This window comes from Actinomyces sp. Z16, from assembly GCF_003111765.1.
In the GTDB taxonomy this organism is placed as follows: Bacteria; Actinomycetota; Actinomycetes; order Actinomycetales; family Actinomycetaceae; genus Actinomyces; species Actinomyces glycerinitolerans.
The window spans coordinates 1,312,817-1,331,480 of sequence record NZ_CP027862.1; the positions used below are offsets into that span (position 1 = coordinate 1,312,817).

At 72.3% G+C, this 18,664-nt stretch carries 18 protein-coding genes; 7 read left to right on the forward strand and 11 right to left on the reverse strand.

All coding sequences use genetic code 11. The features are described from left to right. Positions 1-15: 15 nt before the first annotated feature. Positions 16-699 (reverse strand): MtrAB system response regulator MtrA, encoded by a 684-nt coding sequence (mtrA, locus tag C3B71_RS05405; RefSeq protein ID WP_073327143.1) that lies wholly within the window; start codon positions 697-699, stop codon positions 16-18. A gap of 159 nt (positions 700-858) precedes the next feature. Between mtrA and C3B71_RS05410 the strand changes: the two genes are divergently transcribed. From C3B71_RS05410 to C3B71_RS05430, 5 genes are all read left to right on the forward strand, one after another. Next, entirely contained in the window at positions 859-2,166 is a 1,308-nt protein-coding gene (locus C3B71_RS05410; RefSeq protein WP_159097649.1) for a glycerophosphoryl diester phosphodiesterase membrane domain-containing protein, read from the forward strand. A 37-nt stretch (positions 2,167-2,203) separates the two neighbouring features. Then, positions 2,204-2,893 (forward strand): DUF4129 domain-containing protein, encoded by a 690-nt coding sequence (locus C3B71_RS05415; protein WP_234416118.1) that lies wholly within the window; start codon positions 2,204-2,206, stop codon positions 2,891-2,893. Then, complete coding sequence (locus tag C3B71_RS05420; RefSeq protein ID WP_108966638.1) at positions 2,890-4,098, forward strand: DUF4350 domain-containing protein; 1,209 nt, start codon at positions 2,890-2,892, stop codon at positions 4,096-4,098. Before C3B71_RS05415 ends, C3B71_RS05420 begins: the two co-directional genes overlap by 4 nt. Continuing rightward, a complete protein-coding gene (locus C3B71_RS05425; protein WP_073327138.1) occupies positions 4,095-5,144 on the forward strand; it encodes an AAA family ATPase in 1,050 nt (349 codons plus the stop codon). Before C3B71_RS05420 ends, C3B71_RS05425 begins: the two co-directional genes overlap by 4 nt. A 103-nt stretch (positions 5,145-5,247) precedes the next feature. Next, positions 5,248-6,540 (forward strand): DUF58 domain-containing protein, encoded by a 1,293-nt coding sequence (locus C3B71_RS05430; RefSeq protein ID WP_108966640.1) that lies wholly within the window; start codon positions 5,248-5,250, stop codon positions 6,538-6,540. A 29-nt stretch (positions 6,541-6,569) separates the two neighbouring features. Here the strand turns inward: C3B71_RS05430 and C3B71_RS05435 are convergent, their stop codons facing one another. Next, positions 6,570-7,565, reverse strand: a complete 996-nt coding sequence (locus C3B71_RS05435; RefSeq protein WP_073327135.1) for a stage II sporulation protein M — start codon at positions 7,563-7,565, stop codon at positions 6,570-6,572. A gap of 14 nt (positions 7,566-7,579) precedes the next feature. Here C3B71_RS05435 and C3B71_RS05440 point away from each other — a divergent pair, with 14 nt between their 5' ends. Continuing rightward, on the forward strand, positions 7,580-8,461 hold the full coding sequence (locus C3B71_RS05440) for an RDD family protein (RefSeq protein ID WP_108966642.1): 882 nt from the start codon (positions 7,580-7,582) through the stop codon (positions 8,459-8,461). Between the two features lie 31 nt (positions 8,462-8,492). Here the strand turns inward: C3B71_RS05440 and C3B71_RS05445 are convergent, their stop codons facing one another. The 5 genes from C3B71_RS05445 to C3B71_RS05465 form a co-directional block, all read right to left on the reverse strand. Then, a complete protein-coding gene (locus tag C3B71_RS05445) occupies positions 8,493-8,930 on the reverse strand; it encodes a DUF3499 domain-containing protein (protein ID WP_108966644.1) in 438 nt (145 codons plus the stop codon). A gap of 56 nt (positions 8,931-8,986) precedes the next feature. After that, positions 8,987-9,430 carry a metallopeptidase family protein gene (locus C3B71_RS05450; protein ID WP_234416120.1) on the reverse strand — a complete coding sequence of 148 codons (444 nt, stop codon included), beginning with the start codon at positions 9,428-9,430 and terminating at the stop codon, positions 8,987-8,989. A gap of 98 nt (positions 9,431-9,528) precedes the next feature. Beyond that, entirely contained in the window at positions 9,529-10,179 is a 651-nt protein-coding gene (hpf, locus tag C3B71_RS05455; RefSeq protein ID WP_073327129.1) for a ribosome hibernation-promoting factor, HPF/YfiA family, read from the reverse strand. A gap of 226 nt (positions 10,180-10,405) precedes the next feature. Next, on the reverse strand, positions 10,406-10,681 hold the full coding sequence (locus C3B71_RS05460) for a phosphoribosyltransferase family protein (RefSeq protein WP_108966647.1): 276 nt from the start codon (positions 10,679-10,681) through the stop codon (positions 10,406-10,408). Further along, positions 10,678-11,199 (reverse strand): hypothetical protein, encoded by a 522-nt coding sequence (locus C3B71_RS05465; RefSeq protein WP_159097650.1) that lies wholly within the window; start codon positions 11,197-11,199, stop codon positions 10,678-10,680. The genes C3B71_RS05460 and C3B71_RS05465 overlap by 4 nt, the downstream gene beginning before the upstream one ends. 297 nt (positions 11,200-11,496) lie before the next feature. On the opposite strand from C3B71_RS05465, the gene secA reads away from it, so the two are divergent. Beyond that, positions 11,497-14,400, forward strand: coding sequence for a preprotein translocase subunit SecA (gene secA, locus C3B71_RS05470; protein WP_108966652.1), 2,904 nt, complete (start codon positions 11,497-11,499; stop codon positions 14,398-14,400). Between the two features lie 11 nt (positions 14,401-14,411). Here secA and C3B71_RS16380 read toward each other — a convergent pair whose 3' ends face one another. From C3B71_RS16380 to C3B71_RS05490, 4 genes are all read right to left on the reverse strand, one after another. Beyond that, positions 14,412-15,089: an Rv3235 family protein gene (locus C3B71_RS16380; protein WP_220092989.1), complete on the reverse strand. Its 678-nt coding sequence runs from the start codon at positions 15,087-15,089 to the stop codon at positions 14,412-14,414. Positions 15,090-15,144: 55 nt separating this feature from the next. Further along, complete coding sequence (locus tag C3B71_RS05480; RefSeq protein ID WP_234416121.1) at positions 15,145-16,068, reverse strand: peptidoglycan-binding protein LysM; 924 nt, start codon at positions 16,066-16,068, stop codon at positions 15,145-15,147. Between the two features lie 140 nt (positions 16,069-16,208). Further along, positions 16,209-17,942, reverse strand: coding sequence for an AAA family ATPase (locus tag C3B71_RS05485; protein WP_199912584.1), 1,734 nt, complete (start codon positions 17,940-17,942; stop codon positions 16,209-16,211). After that, positions 17,942-18,616: a hypothetical protein gene (locus C3B71_RS05490; RefSeq protein WP_108969593.1), complete on the reverse strand. Its 675-nt coding sequence runs from the start codon at positions 18,614-18,616 to the stop codon at positions 17,942-17,944. The genes C3B71_RS05485 and C3B71_RS05490 overlap by 1 nt, the downstream gene beginning before the upstream one ends. Between the last annotated feature and the right edge of the window lie 48 nt (positions 18,617-18,664).

Genomic DNA, 18,664 nt, shown 5'->3' on the forward strand with positions numbered 1-18,664 from the left:
GCCCTCCCGGCGGCGTCACTTGCCGTCGCCGGCGCGGTAGCCCACGCCGCGCACGGTGACCACGATGCTGGGGTGCTCGGGGTCCTTCTCAATCTTGGCGCGCAGGCGCTGGACGTGGACGTTGACCAGGCGGGTGTCTGCGGCGTGCTGGTAGCCCCAAACCTGCTCCAGCAGCTCCTCGCGGGTGAACACCTTCCAGGGGGTGCGGGCGAGGGTGACCAGCAGGTCGAACTCCAGGGGCGTGAGGTTGATGGGGGTCTCGCCACGGTGGATCTGGTGGCCGGAGACGTCAATGTCCAGGTCTCCGACGCGGACGTGCTCGGCACCGTTGGCGTCCACGTTACGACGCAGGCGGGTGCGTACGCGCGCGAGCAGTTCCTTGGACTTGAAGGGCTTGGTGACGTAGTCGTCCGCGCCGGCCTCGAGGCCGGCAACGACGTCCTGGGTGTCGGTGCGGGCTGTGAGCATGATGATCGGCACGTCGGACTCGGCGCGGATGAGCTTGCAGATCTCCACGCCATCCAGGCCCGGCAGCATCAGGTCCAGCAGGACCAAATCCGGATCGGTCTCATGGAAGGCGTCGAGCGCCTTAGCGCCGTCGGCGCAGAAGGACGGAGTGTAGTCCTCCGCCTCGAGCATGATGCCGATCATCTCGGCCAGGGCAGTATCATCGTCAACGACCAGAATGCGAGTGCGCATGGCGCCTATCTTGACACGCGCAAGCGCCGTATATGGACGCCACACGCCTCTCAGTGACCTTCATCATATGCAACTTAGTGGCGACTAAAGTCCTCGGGAGGGCTTTTCTCCTCCTCAGGGTGGAGAACGCGAGCGCAGGCGACGTGAAACAGTATGCCCATGACCAGTGACAACACCGGATGGCAGTCTCCTTCCGGCGACGGCCCCACTGACGGCGCTTCCCACGACGCCGGAGCCTCCCCGAGTGCGGCACCCGGCCCGCGCTACGGCGCCTACGCCCCGCAGCCCGAGCGGCCCGGCTACGACCAGCAAGCGGAGTCGGGCGGTTATAGCGAGCAGCAACCGCCCGCATACGGCCAGTATCAGCAGACCCCAGCGGGACAGGGCTACGGGCCGGCCCCCCAGTACGGTCAGTACAGCCAGTACAACCAACCGGCCGGCGACTACTACGCCGCGGGCCCGGGTGGATTCTTCGCCGCCCCCAAGCCCGGCATCATTCCGCTGCGTCCGCTGAGCATCACCGAGATCATTGGCGGCGCCTTCGAGTCCCTGCGCGCCAACCCACGGGCCATGTTCCTGCCGTCCCTGCTGGTCATGGGGGCGGCCGGCCTGTTCTCCGCACTGATGGCCTTCATCTTCAGGCGCTCACTCATCTCTCTCGCCTCCGCGGACTACTACAACGACTACGACCCCACGGTCTCGCAGGCAGAAGCCTTCAACGCCACGTTGTCCCTGCTCGGGGGCACCCTGACCGGCACGATGCTGGAGGAGATAATCACGCTGCTGGCCACCGCCGTCCTGACCGGCCTGCTGACCGTCACCGTCTCCCGTTCGGTGCTGGGCCGCATCGCCACCCCCACGGACGTGTGGGAGCGCACCCGGCCGCGCATCTGGGCCCTAATCGGCCAGTCCATCCTGGTCAACCTGATTACCACCCTGACCGCCGTCCTGGCCGTAACGGGCGTCGGCCTGCTCTTCGCCGGCATGTTCTACACGACGTTCAACAGCGATGGGTCCGGAAACAGCCTGGTGCTGCTGGTGCTGTTGGGCTTCCTGCTGATGGTTGGCGGCGTCATCGCCGCGGCCTTCCTGGGGGTGCGACTGTCGGTGGCCGGGGCCGCCCTCATCCTGGAGAACGTGAGCGTGTGGGAGGGCATCCGCCGCTCCTGGCAGTTGACCCGCGGCAGCTTCTGGCGGGTGCTGGGAACGCTGCTGCTGTCGGCGATGCTGGTCAGCGCGGTCTCCGCTCTCATCAGCTTCCCGCTGGGGATGGTCACCGGTGTTGGCGGCGTGCTGGCCGGCGGCACGGTCATTGTTGCGTTGGATGTGCTGGTTACGTTTGCGACCTTCCTGGTCAGCGCGGTGATCATGCCGTTCTCCGCGGCCGTCGTCGCCCTGATCTACATCGACCTGCGCATGCGCCGCGAGGGCCTGGACGTGGAGCTGCGCCGTTCCGCCAACGTGTGAGCCGGACCGGCTGAGAATGATGACCACAGTGCTCCCGGTGCCGCTCCTTGACGCCGCCCGCATCGTGCACGCGGGGGGACGCAGGGGTGTGCCCGGGGACGTCCCTGCCACGCCCGACGCCGACCAGGCCCGTCGCGCCGCCGAGGAGGAACTGGCCAAGCCCGCCTACCACCACGCGGCGAGCGTGTGGCAGCGGATATGGCAGTGGCTGAGCCAGCACCTGGACCCGCGCGACGCCGTCCCCGGGGCGCCTGCCTGGCTGTCCACTCTGCTGGTCGTCATGCTGGTGGCGGCCCTGCTGATGGCCCTGGTGGCACTGATCACCCGGGTCACCTGGGCCCGACGCGCCACTCGGCCCGATGCGCCACTATTCGAGGACGACCGCGATGCCGCGGCCCTGACCCGTGCCGCCGACGCTGCCGCCGTGCGGGGCGACTGGGCGACCGCCGTCGTCGAACGCTTCCGAGCGGTGGTGCGCTCCCTGGATGAGCGCGGTGCCATCGAGGACTACCCTGGCATGACCGCGCATGAGGCGGCGAGGCTGGCCGCCCGGCCCCTGGGGGAACTCGCCGCTCAGATGAATCAGGCGGCCGGCTTGTTCGACGCCGTGCGCTACGGGCGCGTCGAGCCCACCCCCACCCAGGACACCTGGATGCGGGAGTTCGCCGAGCGGGTGACCCGTGCTCCCCTGGCGCTGGAGGCTCCAGCGGGGCAGGTGCACGCATGAGCACGCCCCGGACCACTACGACGCCCCCCGGTGACGCCCCGAAGGTCGCCGACCTCGGCGACCAGGTCGTCGGAGCGCGCCCCGGTGAACGGCTGCGCCGCTGGCGTCCCTTCCTGGCCGCCGGCGCGCTGGTACTGCTCGTCGCCCTGGCCACCTGGTGGGCCACTCCCCAGACCTCTAAGGTCCCCTACGCCATTGACAACCCCCATGACGACGGCGCCCAGGCGCTGGCCCAACTGCTGCGCGATGAGGGCGTGGACGTCACCAGCGTGAACACTGGGGACGCCGCCGTGTCCGCCGCCGCGGACGGCGCCACCGTCGTGGTGCTGAACGTGGGCGAAATGAGTTACTTCGACCGCGAGCAGCTGGCCTGGGTGGGGCAGGACGTGGTGGTTCTGGGGTCCCTGTATCAGGACTTCGGTGAGCTGAGCGACATGCTCCCCACCGGCACCAGCGCGGACGACTCCCTGCAGCCGGAGTGCACGGACCCGGATGCCGTCGCCGCCCGGTCCCTGGCGGGCTCGACCGGCTCCGTCGCGCTGAACGACGTCGCCGGCGCGGTCGGCTGCTTCCCGGTGGATGCGGCAGACGAGGACGCATACGCGTACGCCACCGCCCCGCTGGACGGGGGCGGCACGCTGCGGGTGATCGCCGACCCGCGCATCGTCACCAATTCCAAGCTCACTACCGGCGGCAACGCCGCCCTGGCCATCCGCGCCCTGGGGCACAACCCGAAGCTGGTCTGGTTCGACGCCTCGCAGGCGGGCGTCGTGGTCAGAGTGTGGGACAGTCCGTCGCTGCCGCCGTGGCTGCCGGTGATGCTGTTCCTCGGCAGCGTGGTCGTGGTGGCGTTAGCGGTCGTGCGCGGGCGCCGCTTCGGCCGGCTCGTGCCCGAGGACCTGCCGGTGCTGGTGCAGGCCACGGAGACGGCCATCGGCCGTGGGCGCCTGTACCGCCGCGCCGGGGACCGTGAGCGCGCCGCCCAGGCGCTGCGGGCGGGCACGGCCCTGCGGCTCGGCCGCTCCCTGGGACTGTCCCCGGCCGCCTCCCGCAGCGAACTGCTGCATGCGGCCGCAGGCGCCTGCGGCCGACCCGTCGCCGAAATAGACCAGGCCCTGTACGGGCCGACCCCCGCGGACGACCAGGCCCTGGCAGATCTGGCCGTGCGTTTGGAACAACTCGAGAGCGAGGTCCACTTACGATGACCACTGCCCCCAACCCGCAGGACGCCCCGTCCCGCCCGGACGATCAGCACGAAGTGCCCTCTGCCGCAGTGTCGGCCGACGGCGCCCCCGGCCACGGCAGCGACCCGCGCGCCCGGCTGGTGGCCGTGCGCACGGAGGTCGCTAAGGCGGTGGTGGGCCAGGACCCGGCCGTCACCGGCCTGGTGATCGCCATGCTCGCCGGCGGGCACGTGCTCCTGGAGGGCGTGCCCGGGGTCGCCAAGACGCTGCTGGTGCGCACGCTGGCTGCCGCCCTGGACGTGGACACCAAGCGACTGCAGTTCACCCCCGACCTGATGCCCGGGGACGTGACCGGCTCGCTGATCTACGACGCTCGCACCGCCGAGTTCTCCTTCCGGCAGGGCCCGGTGTTCACCAACCTGCTGCTGGCCGACGAGATCAACCGCACCCCGCCCAAGACGCAGGCCGCCCTGCTGGAGGCCATGGAGGAGCACCAGGTGTCCGTGGACGGCGCCCCGCGCGCCCTGCCGGAGCCGTTCATGGTGGTGGCCACCCAGAACCCGGTCGAGTACGAGGGCACCTACCCACTGCCGGAGGCACAGCTGGACCGCTTCCTGCTCAAGCTCATCCTGCCGCTGCCCGAACGCGGCGAGGAGATCGAGGTGCTCACCCGCCACTCCACCGGCTTCAACCCCCGTGACCTGCCGGCGGCCGGCGTCCGCGCCGTCGCCACCCCCGCCGACCTGGCGGTCGCCCGCGAGCAGGTGCGCACGGTGGACGCCTCCCCGGAGGTGCTGGCCTACATCGTGGACCTGGTGCGGTCCACCCGCACCTCCCCTTCGGTATCGCTGGGCGTGTCCCCGCGCGGGGCGACGGCGCTACTGGCCACCGCGAAGGCCTGGGCCTGGTTGTCGGGCCGCGGCTTCGTCACGCCCGACGACGTCAAGGCGCTCGCCCTGCCGACCCTGCGCCACCGCATCCAGCTGCGGGCCGAGGCGGAGTTGGAGGGGGTGTCCACCGAGTCGGTCATCAATGGTGCGCTGCGCTCGGTGCCGGTGCCCCGCTAGCCGGCCGGGCCGGCAGCCCCCGGCGCTCCCCGCGTCGGCCGCACCCGCCGCCAAGCGGGGCTGGCCCCACATACCCGACAACCCACCGCCGAGAGGAGGCCCCATGTACCTGACCATGCGCACCGTCTGGCTGCTGGCCGCCGGCGCCGTGCCGGTGCTGCTGGTGCCCCGCCCGGGCACCGTACTGGCGTGGACGGCCCTTATGACACTGCTGGTGGCCGCCGACGTGACGGCGGCCCCCTCACCCCGGGGCCTGCGCGCCGCCCGGGCGGTGGCCCGGTCCGTGCGCCTGGGGGAGACCACCGCGGACACCCTGACCCTGACCAACACCACCGGCCGGACCATGCGGCTGCAGGTGCGCGACGCCTGGCCGCCGTCGGCGGGCGCCTCCGGGCAACGGCAGGCGCTGACGATTCCTGCCGGGCGACGGCGGCGCCTGCGCACCTCCTTGACGCCCACACGTCGCGGCGACCGCAACGCCGACCTGGTCACGGTGCGGGTGCGCGGTCCACTGGGATTGGCGGGCAGACAGGCCTCGCTGTCGGCCCCGGCCCGGCTGCGCGTGCTGCCGCGCTTCGCCTCCCGCCGCCACCTGCCCAGCCGGCTCGCACGCCTGCGGGAGATGGACGGACGCAGTGCCGTCATGGTGCACGGGGCCGGCACCGAGTTCGACTCCCTGCGCGAGTACGTGATCGGAGACGACGTGCGCTCCATCGACTGGCGCTCCACGGCCCGCCGCGGGGAGGTGGTGATACGCACCTGGCGTCCCGAGCGGGACCGGCGGGTGCTGATCGTGGTTGACACCGGGCGGATGGCGGCGGCGCGGCTCGATGACGCCCCGCGGCTGGACGCCCAGATCGAGGCGATGTTGCTGATGGCGGCCCTGGCCTCGCGGGCGGGCGACCGGGTGGATGCCGTCGCCGTCGACGTGGAGACCCGGGCGCAGGTGCGCGGCGTGTCCGGCCCCGCCCTGCTGGGGGCCCTGGCGGACGCCTTCGCGCCGCTGGACGCCGCACTGGTGGAGACGGATTGGACGCTGGTGGCCGGGATGGTGGAGGCGTCCCTGTCGCAGCACGCCTTCGTGGTGGTGCTCACCGGACTGGACGGGTCGGGTACGAATGCGGCCATGCTGCGGGCATTGGCGAATATGGCCCGCAAGCACACGGTGGCGGTGGCCTCGGCCACCGACCCGGGCCTGGAGCGCCTGCGCTCCCGGCGCGACGACGCCGGGACCGTCTACACGGCGGCCGCGGCCGAGCGCGACCTGGTAGAGCTGAATGCGCTGCGCGGGCGACTGCGCCGCGCTGGCGTGGAGGTGGTTGAGGCCCCACCGGCCGGGCTGGCCCCCGCCCTGGCGGACACCTACCTGGCCCTCAAGGCCGCGGGGAGGCTGTGATGCGTATGTGGGTTCGGACCACTGCCGGCTCAGCCGACCTCCAACTGGACGGCGCCTGCCTCGTCGGCGTCGAGGTCGCCGGTGTGTCCGGCGAGCACGGCGCGGCGTCCCAGCAGCAGCGTGTACGCCCAGAACACCGCCAGCGCCAACAGCCCGATCAGCCCCTTCAGGATCCAGGGCAGCGAGGCCGGGGTCACGAAGGCCTCGATGAACCCGGCCACCGCCAGCGCCGCCGTCAAGCCGACCGCCACGGTGATCAGGGCGCGGCCCTCGGCGGCCAGTGCCGCACCCCGCGACCTGCCGCCGGGGTCGAGCATGGTCCAGAACAGTTTCAGGCCGGCGGCCCCGGCCACGAACACGCAGGTCAGCTCCAGCAGCCCGTGCGGGGTGATCAGGGCGAAGAACTGTGCGAGCAGGTCGTGATCGGCCATGACGGCTCCCGCCTGCCCCAGGTTGACGGCATTGGCCAGCAGTATGTAGGCGGGCAGCAGCCCGGTGATGCCGCCGGCCACGCACAGTGCGGCGACGCGGGCGTTATTCGTCCACACCTGGCCGGCGAACTCGCTGGCGGCGTAGTTGGAGTAGTAGTCCTCGAAGGACTCGTGGGCGTAGGTGTCCAAATTGCTCTGGGGCCCCAGAGCGCTCATGGCCTCCGGGGTGCGCAGCGTCCACACGCCCACGACCACGGCGATCGCCACCTCCAACACCGTCACCGCCAGCGTCCACCAGCGCAGCCGGTACAGGGCCGCCGGAACGCTAGTACCCCAGAAGCGGCGCAGATCGCTGGCCCGGGCTTCACGCGTGCCGGTAATGCGGCCCCGCGCCGCCGCGATGCGGGTGGACAGCTGCGCCAGCAGCGCCGGGTCGGGTGCGCCGGTGCGGATGCGCGAGAAGTGGCCGGCCGTGGCCCGGTACAGGGTCACCAACTCGTCCGCCTCGGCGCCGGTCAGGCGGCGGCGCGAGGTGAGCTGGTCCAGGCGGTCCCACTGATCGCGGTGTGCGGCAACATAGGCGTCAATGTCCACGAGGGGAGTGTGTCATGGTGAGTGGGGACGTCGCCTCATCCGAGCGGATGATGACGCCGGAGCTGATGGTGACCGGGGAGGCCATCGCCCTGGAGGTGCTGCCGGCCTCACCCGGCTCCCGGATCCTGTCCGGGATCATCGACTATGCGCTGTATGGCGCGGGCCTGCTGATCACCCTGGTCACGGCGTCCACGGTGGGCGGGCGGATCTTCCCCCAGGCCTCGGAGGCGTTGGTGGCGGCACTGCTGTCCCTGACGCTGCTGGGGTGGCTGGTGGTGGTGCCGCTGACGGTGGAGGTGCTCACTCGGGGGCGTTCAGCGGGCCGCATGGTGACCGGCTCCCGGATTGTGCGCGACGACGGCGGCGCGGTCCGGCTGCGCCACAGCCTGGTACGGGCACTGGTGGGGGTCGTGGAGATCTGGGGGACGGCGGGCATTCCCGCCGTGTCCGCCTGCGTGGTGACGCGGAGGGGCAAACGCCTGGGCGACCTGTTGGCGGGCACCTACGCGGTGCGTGTCCGCAACGGCGCCGCCGACGCCCCGCCAATACTGATGCCGCCGGAGCTGGCCGAGTGGGCCGCGGATGCCGACCTGCGCGCCCTACCCGGGCACCTGGCCCTGGCGGCGCGCACCTTCCTGCAGCGGGCCTCTTCCATGCAGCCACAGGCCCGGGCGCGCCTGGCCCTGCAGTTGGCTGCGCAGGCCGAGCCCTATGTGGCGCCGCCGCCTCCGCCGAACACCCACCCGGAGCGGTTCCTGGCGGCGATCCTGGCGGCCCGGCGCGACCGCGAGTTCATGTTGGAGATTCGGGACCGGCGCCTGGAGGACCAGGCGCGCGCCGCCCTGCAGACGCCACCGCACGAGGTGATGGCACCCACGGCGACACCGCGGCATTGACCCCGGGCGCCGTGCGCGGGTGTGGAGCGGGTCAGTCGTCCGTCTTCTCGCCGCGCAGCACGCGCAGATGACCGCGGCGGGCGATCTCGCCGTCGCCCAGACCGGTCAGGTGGTCGGGCAGCGGCTCGGTCAGGGAGGCGGGCAGAATCCCGGCGGGGCGGCCGGCGTGCTCGGCGGGCCGGGGTCGGGGCTGCGGCGTCCGCGAGGCCTCGCGGACGGCGTCGGCCAGGGCGGTCAGGTCGTCCTCCGACGGCGGGGCCGGCTGGAAGTCGGTGGCGAGTCGGATTACCTGCCAGCCGCGCGGCGCCGTGAAGGACTCGACGTGCTTCTCACACAGGTCGTAGGCCTCGGGCTGGGCCTCGGTGGCCAGCGGGCCGAGCACGATCGTGGAGTCGGCGTACACGCTGGTCAAGGTGGCGACCGCCGGGTTCTCACACCCGGGTCTGCGGCAGTGTCGGACTCTTCTCACGCCCGCAGGCTACCGCCGGGCGGCCGCCTTCCGTGGGAGCCGCGGCGCGGGCCGGTTCACAGATCCGGGTCGATCTCCTCCGGACGGCGGCCGAGCATGAGGGCCACCTGCTCCACCACCACACGCCGTACGAGCTCGACCAGTTCGGCGTCGTCGCCGGCCCGAGAGGTGATCGGACGCCGATACAGGACGATGCGTGCGGGCAGGCCGGCGCGCGGCTCGGCTGCGAAGCCGCGCCCGAGGACGACGCCGTGCTCCCACGGTGCCGGGTCAGAGGGGGGAACCTCCTCAACCGCGAACTGCATCTGGGTGATCTCCGGGTGACGGCGGGCCAGATCGTCGGCGGCGGCGATGACCATGGCGTCGAAACGCTCGGCTCGGGTACGCCAGGCGGGCAGGTTGGGCGGCAGCAGCGGCCCGCGCAGTCCGCGCCCGTGCCGGTCGCGCCGGTGCGGGGAGGCGGGGATGCGCGCCGGGGGCAGATGGGAAGGCCGAGGCACGCTCCCACCCTAGACGATTCCCCCACCCGCAACGCCTCCGCCCCGCGTACGGCTGCTGCGTACGCGGGGCGGAGCGGAGGGGCGACGGGCCAGGCGGGTCAGTCGTCGGTGGTGACGCGCGCGTTCAGGCGGATGACCCCGTAGGTCCAGCCGCGCCGGTGGTAGACGGCGCAGGGCTGCATGGTGGACTTCTCAATGAACAGGTAGAACGGGTGGCCGACCAGCTCCATCTGGTACAGCGCCTCGTCCACCGTCATCGGTACCGCCTCGTGGAGCTTCTGACGCACCACCACCGGGGAGTCGCCCAGCTGGGATTCCACGGCCACGCCCGGCTCGGTGGGCGCGGAGGGGGAGTCTTCAATGGGCAGGTCGTTCGTCTCCGGGACTTCGGGCTCCTCGGCGGCGGCCTGCGGTGTCGGCTCGGGCACCTCAACGATGTGGCGGCGGTGGTTCTTCTTGCGGTCCCGTGCCCGGCGCAGGCGCTCGGTGAGCTTCCCCATGGCGATGTCGAAGGCGGCGAAGCGGTCGGAGGAGCTGGCCTCGGCCCGGATCACCGGGCCCTTGGAGATGACGGTGATCTCCGCGCGCTCGGCGGTGTCCGCCTGACGCGGGTTGCGCTCGTGGGTGATCTCGACCTCGACACGTTGGACGCGCGGGTCGAACTGCGCGACCTTGGCGGCCTTCTCCTCGACGTAGTCCCGCAGCCGGGAGCTGATCTCCGCGTTGCGGCCGACGACGGTGATGTCCATGGTGGAACCTCTTTCTGAGTCCAGGTGATCCTTGTGAGGGGATCGGGCTAGGGAAAGCACCCGCCGCACCTCGCGGCGAGCTTCGGAGTGGTCAGCCACCTCCTCCTTTGCTGCCGGCGGACCGCCGGGGCGGAGCCATCCTTGGCCTCCGCGCTGCCATGTGCGTTACGACACATAACTTACACCATTTCCGTGGGCCGCAGGTTCACCCCGTCACCGGGGACGACTACGGGTCGGCTACGGGCCGGTGGGGGCGCGGCGGCCACCACCAGAGCGCCGCCGAGGACCGCTCCCGCCCCGTAAGCGCCCGAGCACAGGCGCCCAGGGTCGCCCCCGTGGTCACCACGTCGTCGACCAGCACCACCGCCATGCCGCGCACCGGCGCCACCAGCCGCGGCGGCACCGCCCGGTTGGCGCGCCGCTGGGCGGCCGAGCGCCCCGCCTGGTGCGCGCCGCCCGCCCGTGTCCGGCGCCGCAGCACATCCGCGCTCGCCACCGTCACCGGGCCGGGGCCACTCGGCCCGGACGCCTCGGCCCGGACGCCTCGGTCCGGACCGCCTCCGGCCAGCCGACGGCCAGCCCCCGGGCCACGGCGTCGGCGAAGTCCGCCGCCACCAGGCGCCCGCGCAGCCGGCGCCCCAGGCCCGAGGGCGCCGGAATCACCAGCAGGCACCCGCTGGCCGCGGCCGCCGTCACCGCGTCGGGGAGCAGGTGGGCGGCCAGCCAGCTGCCCGCCCGCTCGCCCGCCGCGGCCATGACCGGGCCCAGATCCTCGCGCGCCCCGTTCTTCCAGCCCAGCACCAGGGGGCGCACCGGCCCGGTATAGGCGGACAGTGCCCACACCGTCACCCCTCCGGCGGCGTCGACGTGCTCCACCCGGTGCGGCGGCGCCGCCAGCAGCGCCGCGCAGTCCGCGCACAGGGGCGTGTCCCAGCGTCCGCAGCCGGCGCAGCTGACCGGCAGGCCCACACGCAGCGCGTCGGCGAGCACCCCGGGGAACCGGGAAGACAAACGAGCCATGTCCGCCAGTGTGCGCCCGCCCGGCCCTGTCGCCCAGGTCGATGAACGGGTTATCCACAGCGCGGCGGGGCGGGCGGTCGCGAAGCCGGCCTGTGGACGCCGACGGCGGAACACGGAGGGCGGTTCGGGGCTGCCCGACGGTCTATGCGGTCAGCGATAGTGGGCCATGCGCCGGGGCGCCGGCGGCCCGATGGCATACCATGGCCGCGTCTGTGCTCGGTTAACCGGGCATGAGGCCCGTCGGGCCGGGCAAGCAGTCGCGGCGGGAGTCCACCACCTACCAGGGGAGAAAGCAGCGTGTCGATCGTCGACCGGATCCTTCGCATCGGTGAGGGGCGCACCCTCAAGAAGCTCGATGCCCTCGCCACCCAGGTTGAGTCGCTCGCGGAGGACTACAAGGACTTCACCGACGCCGAGCTGCGCGAGCAGACCGCGGACTTCAAGCAGCGCTACGCCGACGGGGAGACCCTTGACGAGCTGCTGCCCGAGGCCTTCGCCACCGTGGTGGAGGCGGCCGACCGCGTGCTGGGCCAGCGTCCCTACCACGTGCAGATCATGGGCGGTGCCGCCCTGCACCAGGGCAACATCGCCGAGATGAAGACCGGTGAGGGCAAGACCCTGGTGGCCACCATGCCCTCCTACCTGCGGGCCCTGACCGGCAAGGGCGTCCACGTGGTTACCGTCAACGACTACCTGGCGGAGTACCAGTCCGACCTGATGGGGCGCATCCACCGCTTCCTGGGGCTGAGCACCGGCTGCGTGCTGGCCACCCAGCGTCCCGCCGAGCGGCGCAAGCAGTACGCCTGCGACATCACCTACGGCACCAACAACGAGTTCGGCTTCGACTACCTGCGCGACAACATGGCCCAGCGTCCCGAGGACCTGGTCCAGCGCGGGCACGCCTTCGTGATCGTCGACGAGGTCGACTCCATCCTGATTGACGAGGCCCGCACCCCGCTGATCATCTCCGGCCCCGCCACCGGGGACGTCAACAAGTGGTACAAGGAGTTCGCCAAGATCGCCGGGCGGCTGCGCGCCGGCCGCGACTACGAGGTCGACGAGAAGAAACGCACCATCGGCGTCCTCGCCCCCGGCATTGAGCGGGTGGAGGACTACCTGGGCATCGAAAACCTTTACGAGTCCGAGAACACCCCCCTGATCGGCTTCCTGAACAACGCCATCAAGGCCAAGGAACTGTTCCACCTGGACAAGGACTACATCGTGCGCGACGGCGAGGTCCTCATCGTCGACGAGCACACCGGCCGCGTCCTCCCCGGACGCCGCTACAACGAGGGCATGCATCAGGCCATCGAGGCCAAGGAGCGGGTGGACATCAAGGCCGAGAACCAGACCCTGGCCACCATCACCCTGCAGAACTACTTCCGCCTGTACCCGGAGGGCTCGCGCGCCGGCATGACCGGCACCGCCGAGACCGAGGCCGCCGAGTTCGCCGGCACCTACGGCATCGGCGTGGTGCCCATCCCCACCAACAAACCGATGATCCGCGTGGACCAGCCCGACCTGGTCTACACCAACGTGGCCGCGAAGCTGGCGGCCGTCGTCGACGACATCGCCGAACGCCACGAGCTCGGCCAGCCGATTCTGGTGGGCACCACCAGCGTGGAGAAGTCCGAGCAGCTCTCCCAACTGCTGGATGAGCGCGGCATCTCCCACCAGGTTCTCAACGCCAAGCAGCACGCCCGCGAGGCCGCCGTCGTCGCCCTGGCCGGGCGCAAGGGCGCGGTCACGGTGGCCACCAACATGGCCGGCCGCGGCACCGACATCATGCTCGGTGGCAACGCGGAGTACATCGCCGTGTCCGCCCTGAAGGAGGCGGGCCTGGATCCCGAGGAGAACGCCGAGGAGTACGAGCGGGCCTGGCCCAAGGCGCTCGCCGCGGCGCAGGAGTCCTGCGCCGCGGAGCACGATGAGGTGGTCGAACTCGGTGGCCTGTACGTGCTGGGCACCGAACGGCACGAGTCCCGCCGCATCGACAACCAGCTGCGCGGCCGCTCCGGACGCCAGGGAGACCCGGGCGAGTCCCGCTTCTACCTGTCGATGGAGGACGACCTGATGCGCATGTTCGCCTCCGGCGCCGCCCAGCGCATCATGAACTCCGGCGCCTACCCCGACGACGTGCCCATCGAGTCGAAGATGGTCACCCGCGCCATCGCCTCCGCCCAGCGGCAGGTCGAGGCGCGCAACTACGAGATCCGCAAGAACGTCCTGAAGTACGACGACGTCATGACCGAGCAGCGCGAGAAGGTCTACTCCGAGCGTCGTCGCGTCCTGGACGGTGAGGACCTGGAGCCGCAACTGGAGAACTACCGCGCCCAGACCATCGGCACCATCGTGGCCTCCCGCACGCAGGAGGGCCGCCCCGACGAGTGGGATCTGGACGCCCTGTGGGACGACCTCGCCCACGTCTACCCGGTCAGCGTCACCCAGGAGGACCTGATCGAGGAGGTCGGCGGCCGCGACCTGCTGTCCGCCGAGCGGCTGACCGCCGAACTCACTGATGACGCCGCCGTCGCCTACGAGGACGCCGAAAAGCGTCTGGATGACAACTCCATCGCCCGCGCCCAGCTGGGCGAGGAGCCCATGCGCACCCTGGAACGGCGGGTGCTGCTCGCCGTCGTCGATAAGCGTTGGCGCGAGCACCTGTATGAGATGGACTACCTCAAGGAGGGCATCGGCCTGCGCGCCATGGCCCAGCGCGACCCGCTGGTGGAGTACGCCAACGAGGGCGCGCACATGTTCAAGGCCATGATGGAGGGCATCCGCGAGGAGACGGTCGAGCAGGTCTTCGCCAACGCCGCCCGCTTCGACGCCGCGGCCGCCCGTGCCGCCGCCGAGCAGGAGGCGCAGGACGCGGAACAGGAGTCCGCCGTCGGCGGCACCAAGGCCGGCACCCGCAGGCGGGGGAGCACCGGCAAGCGGGTCCAGGCCGGCTCCGTGCTGGGCACCACCGGCCAGGAGCCCATGAACCAGCGCATTACCTACACCGCGCCCAACGAGGACGGCACCGCCACGGCCGCCCCCGCCCGATCCGCCCAGGGGCGAGTGGCTGCGAAGCCCGTACGCACCGCTGATGCGGGCGTGACCGGCGCAGGCGCCGCTGCCGGCGCGAGCCAAGCGGCCACGGCGCCGGCGGGCAACCGCAAGCAGCGGCGGGCGGCCGCCAAGAAGCGGCGCAAGTAGCTCGGGCGATTTCAGGCGATCTCCAGAGCGGCCAGTAGCCAGCGGCCCCGGAAGGCCTCCAGCCGGGCCGCCGCCGCGCGTACGCGGGAACCGTCGTCGAGCAGGATCGTCACCTCACAGGTGCCGTGTTCGGGGCGCTGGGCGTGCACGGAGCGGGGGCGCATGCGCGTGGGCGCCCGCCCCAGCAGTCTGCGGGCCAGGCCCGCCCGGCGGGCAAGGGCCGCGAACAACTCCGGCGTGGTCCAGCGGGCGAGGTGATCGGCGCTGCGGTGACCGGACAGCACCTCCGCGGCGGCGGTCACGACGACGGCCGCGAAGCGCGCCGGGTCCGGCATGGGGGCGTCGGCGCCCGGGGTGCTCGGGCCGGTGGCGGTGCCGGATGCGAGCGCCGCCGTAGTGGGCACGATCTCCGGTCCGGCGGCGCGCCGGTTGCGCTCTTTCAGGGCGGGGCGGAAGGACATCCGATCCCAGCCGCGAGGCTGCTCGGCGCCGTCCGGGCCGGTCTCGCGCGTCACCGTGCTGCCGGACGCGGTGGCGGGCAGGCGCCGCACCTGGAGCGGGCGTGGCTGCGGCGTCGTCTCGGAGCGTCGTCTCGGGTGTGCGGGCTGCCGCTTCGGCACGCGGCTTGATTCCGATGCTGTTACCGGCCCGGTGCGGGGCGCGGTCGCGGGTGCGGCTAGGACTGACATGGTGGTTCTCCTGGGGCGGGGCGGTGTCGGTGAACGCGGAGGCGGTGCGGGGCGCTCACGAGTCGGATGGGTCGGTGAGAGCGGGAACGGTCAGGAGCGTTCCGGGGTGAATGAGCCCGGGGTCGGTGCCGATCGTTTCGACGTTGGCCCGATACAGATGGGGCCAGGCGGCGGCGATGTCGGCGGTGGCGGCCTCGGGACCGAGCAGACTGGCGGTGATTGACCACAGGGACTCGCCGACGGCGACGCGGTGCGAGGCGGCGACCGTGGGCTCACCGGTTGTGGTGGGGGAGCCGCCCGCGACGGCTCCGGCCGAGTGACTCCTGGTGGTAAGCGGGTCGGTCAACTGCGCGCCCGGGTTGTCGGCATCGGGCAGCAGGGGGACGTGCTCCGTGGCCTCTGCGGTGGGCGTGGGCACGGCTGGCGCAGTGGCGGCCGGAGATGCGAGGGCTTCCGGTTCGATGGCCTCCGGCGTGCCGGGCTGCGCCGGGGCATTCACGGTGGGCTGCCAGCCCAGGTCATCGGTGTCCGGTGCGGAGTCGGTGGCGGCCAGCGCCGGGCTCGTGGTGATGCCGACGACGAGAACACCACCGGCGATCCGCCGCACCAGGGGAGCACCCCAGCGGCGCAGTAGCCGGACCGCCGCCCCGGCGTCGTGGTTCCGGAAGCCGGCGAGGGTGCCCGCACGGGTGGAGCGGCGCAATACGACGAGGGCGACGACGACAGACACCAGATGCCACAGTGCGCCCACCGCGCCGGCGCCGCAGGCCAGCGCGGTGATCGCTGCGGACAGTTGGCTGGCGCCCCACCAGGCGGGCGGCAGCGCCAGCAGGCTGCGGACACTTTGAGCTGCTGTGCCGAGCAGCACCGGCATGGCCGCGGCGCAGGCCAAACCGAGGCAGGCCAGACGGGCGCTGCCGAGTGCGGCGCGTCGGCGGGCCACCGGATCGGGAGTGAGTATCCACGTTGATGCACTCATGTGTCATCCCATCGCCGTTGATCATGTTTGATGATGTTAGATCATTGTCGATGGGTGCAGGTATGTCAAGCGGGTCTCAGGTGTGCGTTGAATCCGGGTGTGTGCGTCCGATTTGGACCGGCTGGGCGAAGAAGTCTCGATCAGGCGCGGTGGCGGCCCGAGCGGCGGCGCGCGGAGCCGTCTGGCGCGGACCGCGCCAAGGGGGCCTGGGGATCCACGGCCGCGATCGCGGAGCGGGCGGCAACGGTACCCGGGGCGGCAACGGGACCCTCCTCCGGCGGTGGCGGCGGTGCGGGCGTGGGGGCGCCCACGGCGGGACTGCTCACCGCGCCCGTCGGCCCGGCGCTTGGCGCCGCGGCAACGCGCTCGCTCGTGGCTTTCGGCCGTCGCTGGGTGCGCAGCCGGGAAGTCAGACGGCGTAGCCGAACGCCACGGCCGGTATGCCCCGCCCGGGCCGAGGCACCCGAGCGCGGGTCTACGCGATCAACCAGTTCGGCCAGTGCCCGTCCCAATGGTGAGCCAGGTGCGGCCTCGAGCACGCTGCGTCCCTCCATCAGACAGCGGTCAGCCGTCTGCGCATCGTCGGGCAGCACGACGACGTCCTCCAGATCGCCGAAGCGCGCCAGCGCCTCCCGCACCGCTCGCTGCGGAGACGGCCCCGCGGCGGAGGCGCGCACGCGGTTGACTACCACCTCGACGCGCCCGTTCGGCCGCAGGTCGCCGTCCAAGTCATCCATGAGCTGCAGCAGTCGGCGCACCCCGATCGGATCGCCGGCGCCCACGATCACCACGACGTCCGTGCTGCGCAGCAGATCCGCCGTCACGGCGCCGCGCCCCGGCTCCAGGGTGAAGTCGTCCACGGCGTCGTCGATCTGGCCTCCGGCGACATCCACCACCGTCCAGGCGGCCGCCCGCCGGCAGTGCGCCCACACCTCCGGCATCGCCGCGGGCGGCAGCTCTCGCCAGCGGCCGGGTCGCCCCAGCCCGGTCAACAGCCGACGGCCCCCGCTGACCGGTATGAGTATGCGGTCCAGGGTCTCTGCGTCCAGGCGGCCGCGCGAGGCCAGCCGCGCCGCCGTCGCCAGCGCGGAGGAGTCCTCGGGCAGCCCGAGCAACTGGGTCAGACTGGGCGCCTCGATGTCGGCGTCAACCAGGATGGTGTCGCCGGCGAGTCCGCTGGCCAGGGCCGCGGCCACGGTGGTGCGCCCCGGCGCGCCGTGCGGGCCCCACACCACCACCAGCCCGCCGAGCTCGGCGTCCCCGGCGACAGTGGCCCTGGCGTGAGCAGTCGCGGGCGCACCGGCCGGACTCACGGCCTCCGGCTGCGGCGAGAAGCTCGGCGGCAGTGCGGGCGTGGGTGCCGCGTCGAATTCCTCCCACAGGTCGGCCGCGGCCACCGCCCCCGCAGGCGGGGCCGAGGCTGTCGTGGTAGACGCTGCCGCCGCGGCCGGGGTCGCGGTCGTGGGGGCGTCCGGACGCGGGCCCGGCGAGGAGGTGTGGCCGCGGGCGATCAGCTGCAGGCGGGCACACACCGCGGCGGCAGGGGCGGCGGTGGACTCCACCGGCCAGCCGGCGCTCTCCCAGCGCTCGCGGTCGCCGTTCGGTGCCAGCAGCAGGCCGGTTACTCCGGCCCGGTTCAATCGGTCCAGCACACTGCGGTCGAGTTCGTCAAAGTCCGTGCCGACGACGGCGAGTGTTCCCAGCCCAGCCAGGGCGGCGCCGAGCAGCTCGGCCGTGTCCGCACAGCGGCGCACCACCCGCATGCCCGAGCCCGGCGTGTCGATGGCGCGCAGGATGTCGGCGTCGTCGCCCAGCGCCAACAGGACGCCGCGCGGCCCCGGGGGTGTCGTCCCGTCTTGGCTCGCGGCCGCCATCACTGCCCCTGGCCGGTGGGCACGAGTACGAGGGGTCCATTGGTGCCGACGGCGGTGAGCACGTCGGCGACCGCGTCCTGGGGGACGAGTACCTCCACCTGCACGCTGGTGCCGCTGATGATGGAGGCGCCGGCCTCCCCGACGGAGGAGATCGTCAGCCCCCGGGCCACGACCTCGGCGGCACCGGCCTCCTGCCCGGCGACCGGGGCGGTGGGAAGGGCCCACAGGTCAACGACGTCGCCGGCGCCGGTGCCCGTGGGCAGGCCGGAGGCGACGTCGAGTACCACGGAACGCAGGTCGACGTCTCCGGCGGCTCCGACCGCTCCGGACGGCAGCAGCTCTCCGGCCTGGAGCGAGCGGGTGGCGACGGCGTCCGCGGGCAGGTCCCCCGCGGTGACGTAGGCGGCGGTGCCGGGGTGGGAGTCGATCAGCGTGAGCACCCCGTCGGCGTTCAGGTCGGTGCCGGGGGCGACGTCCTGGGCGAGTACGTAGATCTGTTCGGTGTCCGCGGCGGCGTTGACGGCCCAGGTGCCCATGGCCACGGCCGCACCGATCAGCACCAGTCCGCCGGCGAGCCGCGGATCCTTCCAAGTGGGGCGGCGCAGGCGACCGGGCGCTGGGCGGCCGGGGCTGGTATTGGGGGCGTGGGGTGCGCTTCGCTGCGCTGAGCTCACGGGATCCTCCTCGATCATGAGCGTGACCTTTGGATGCTCTGAGAGCAT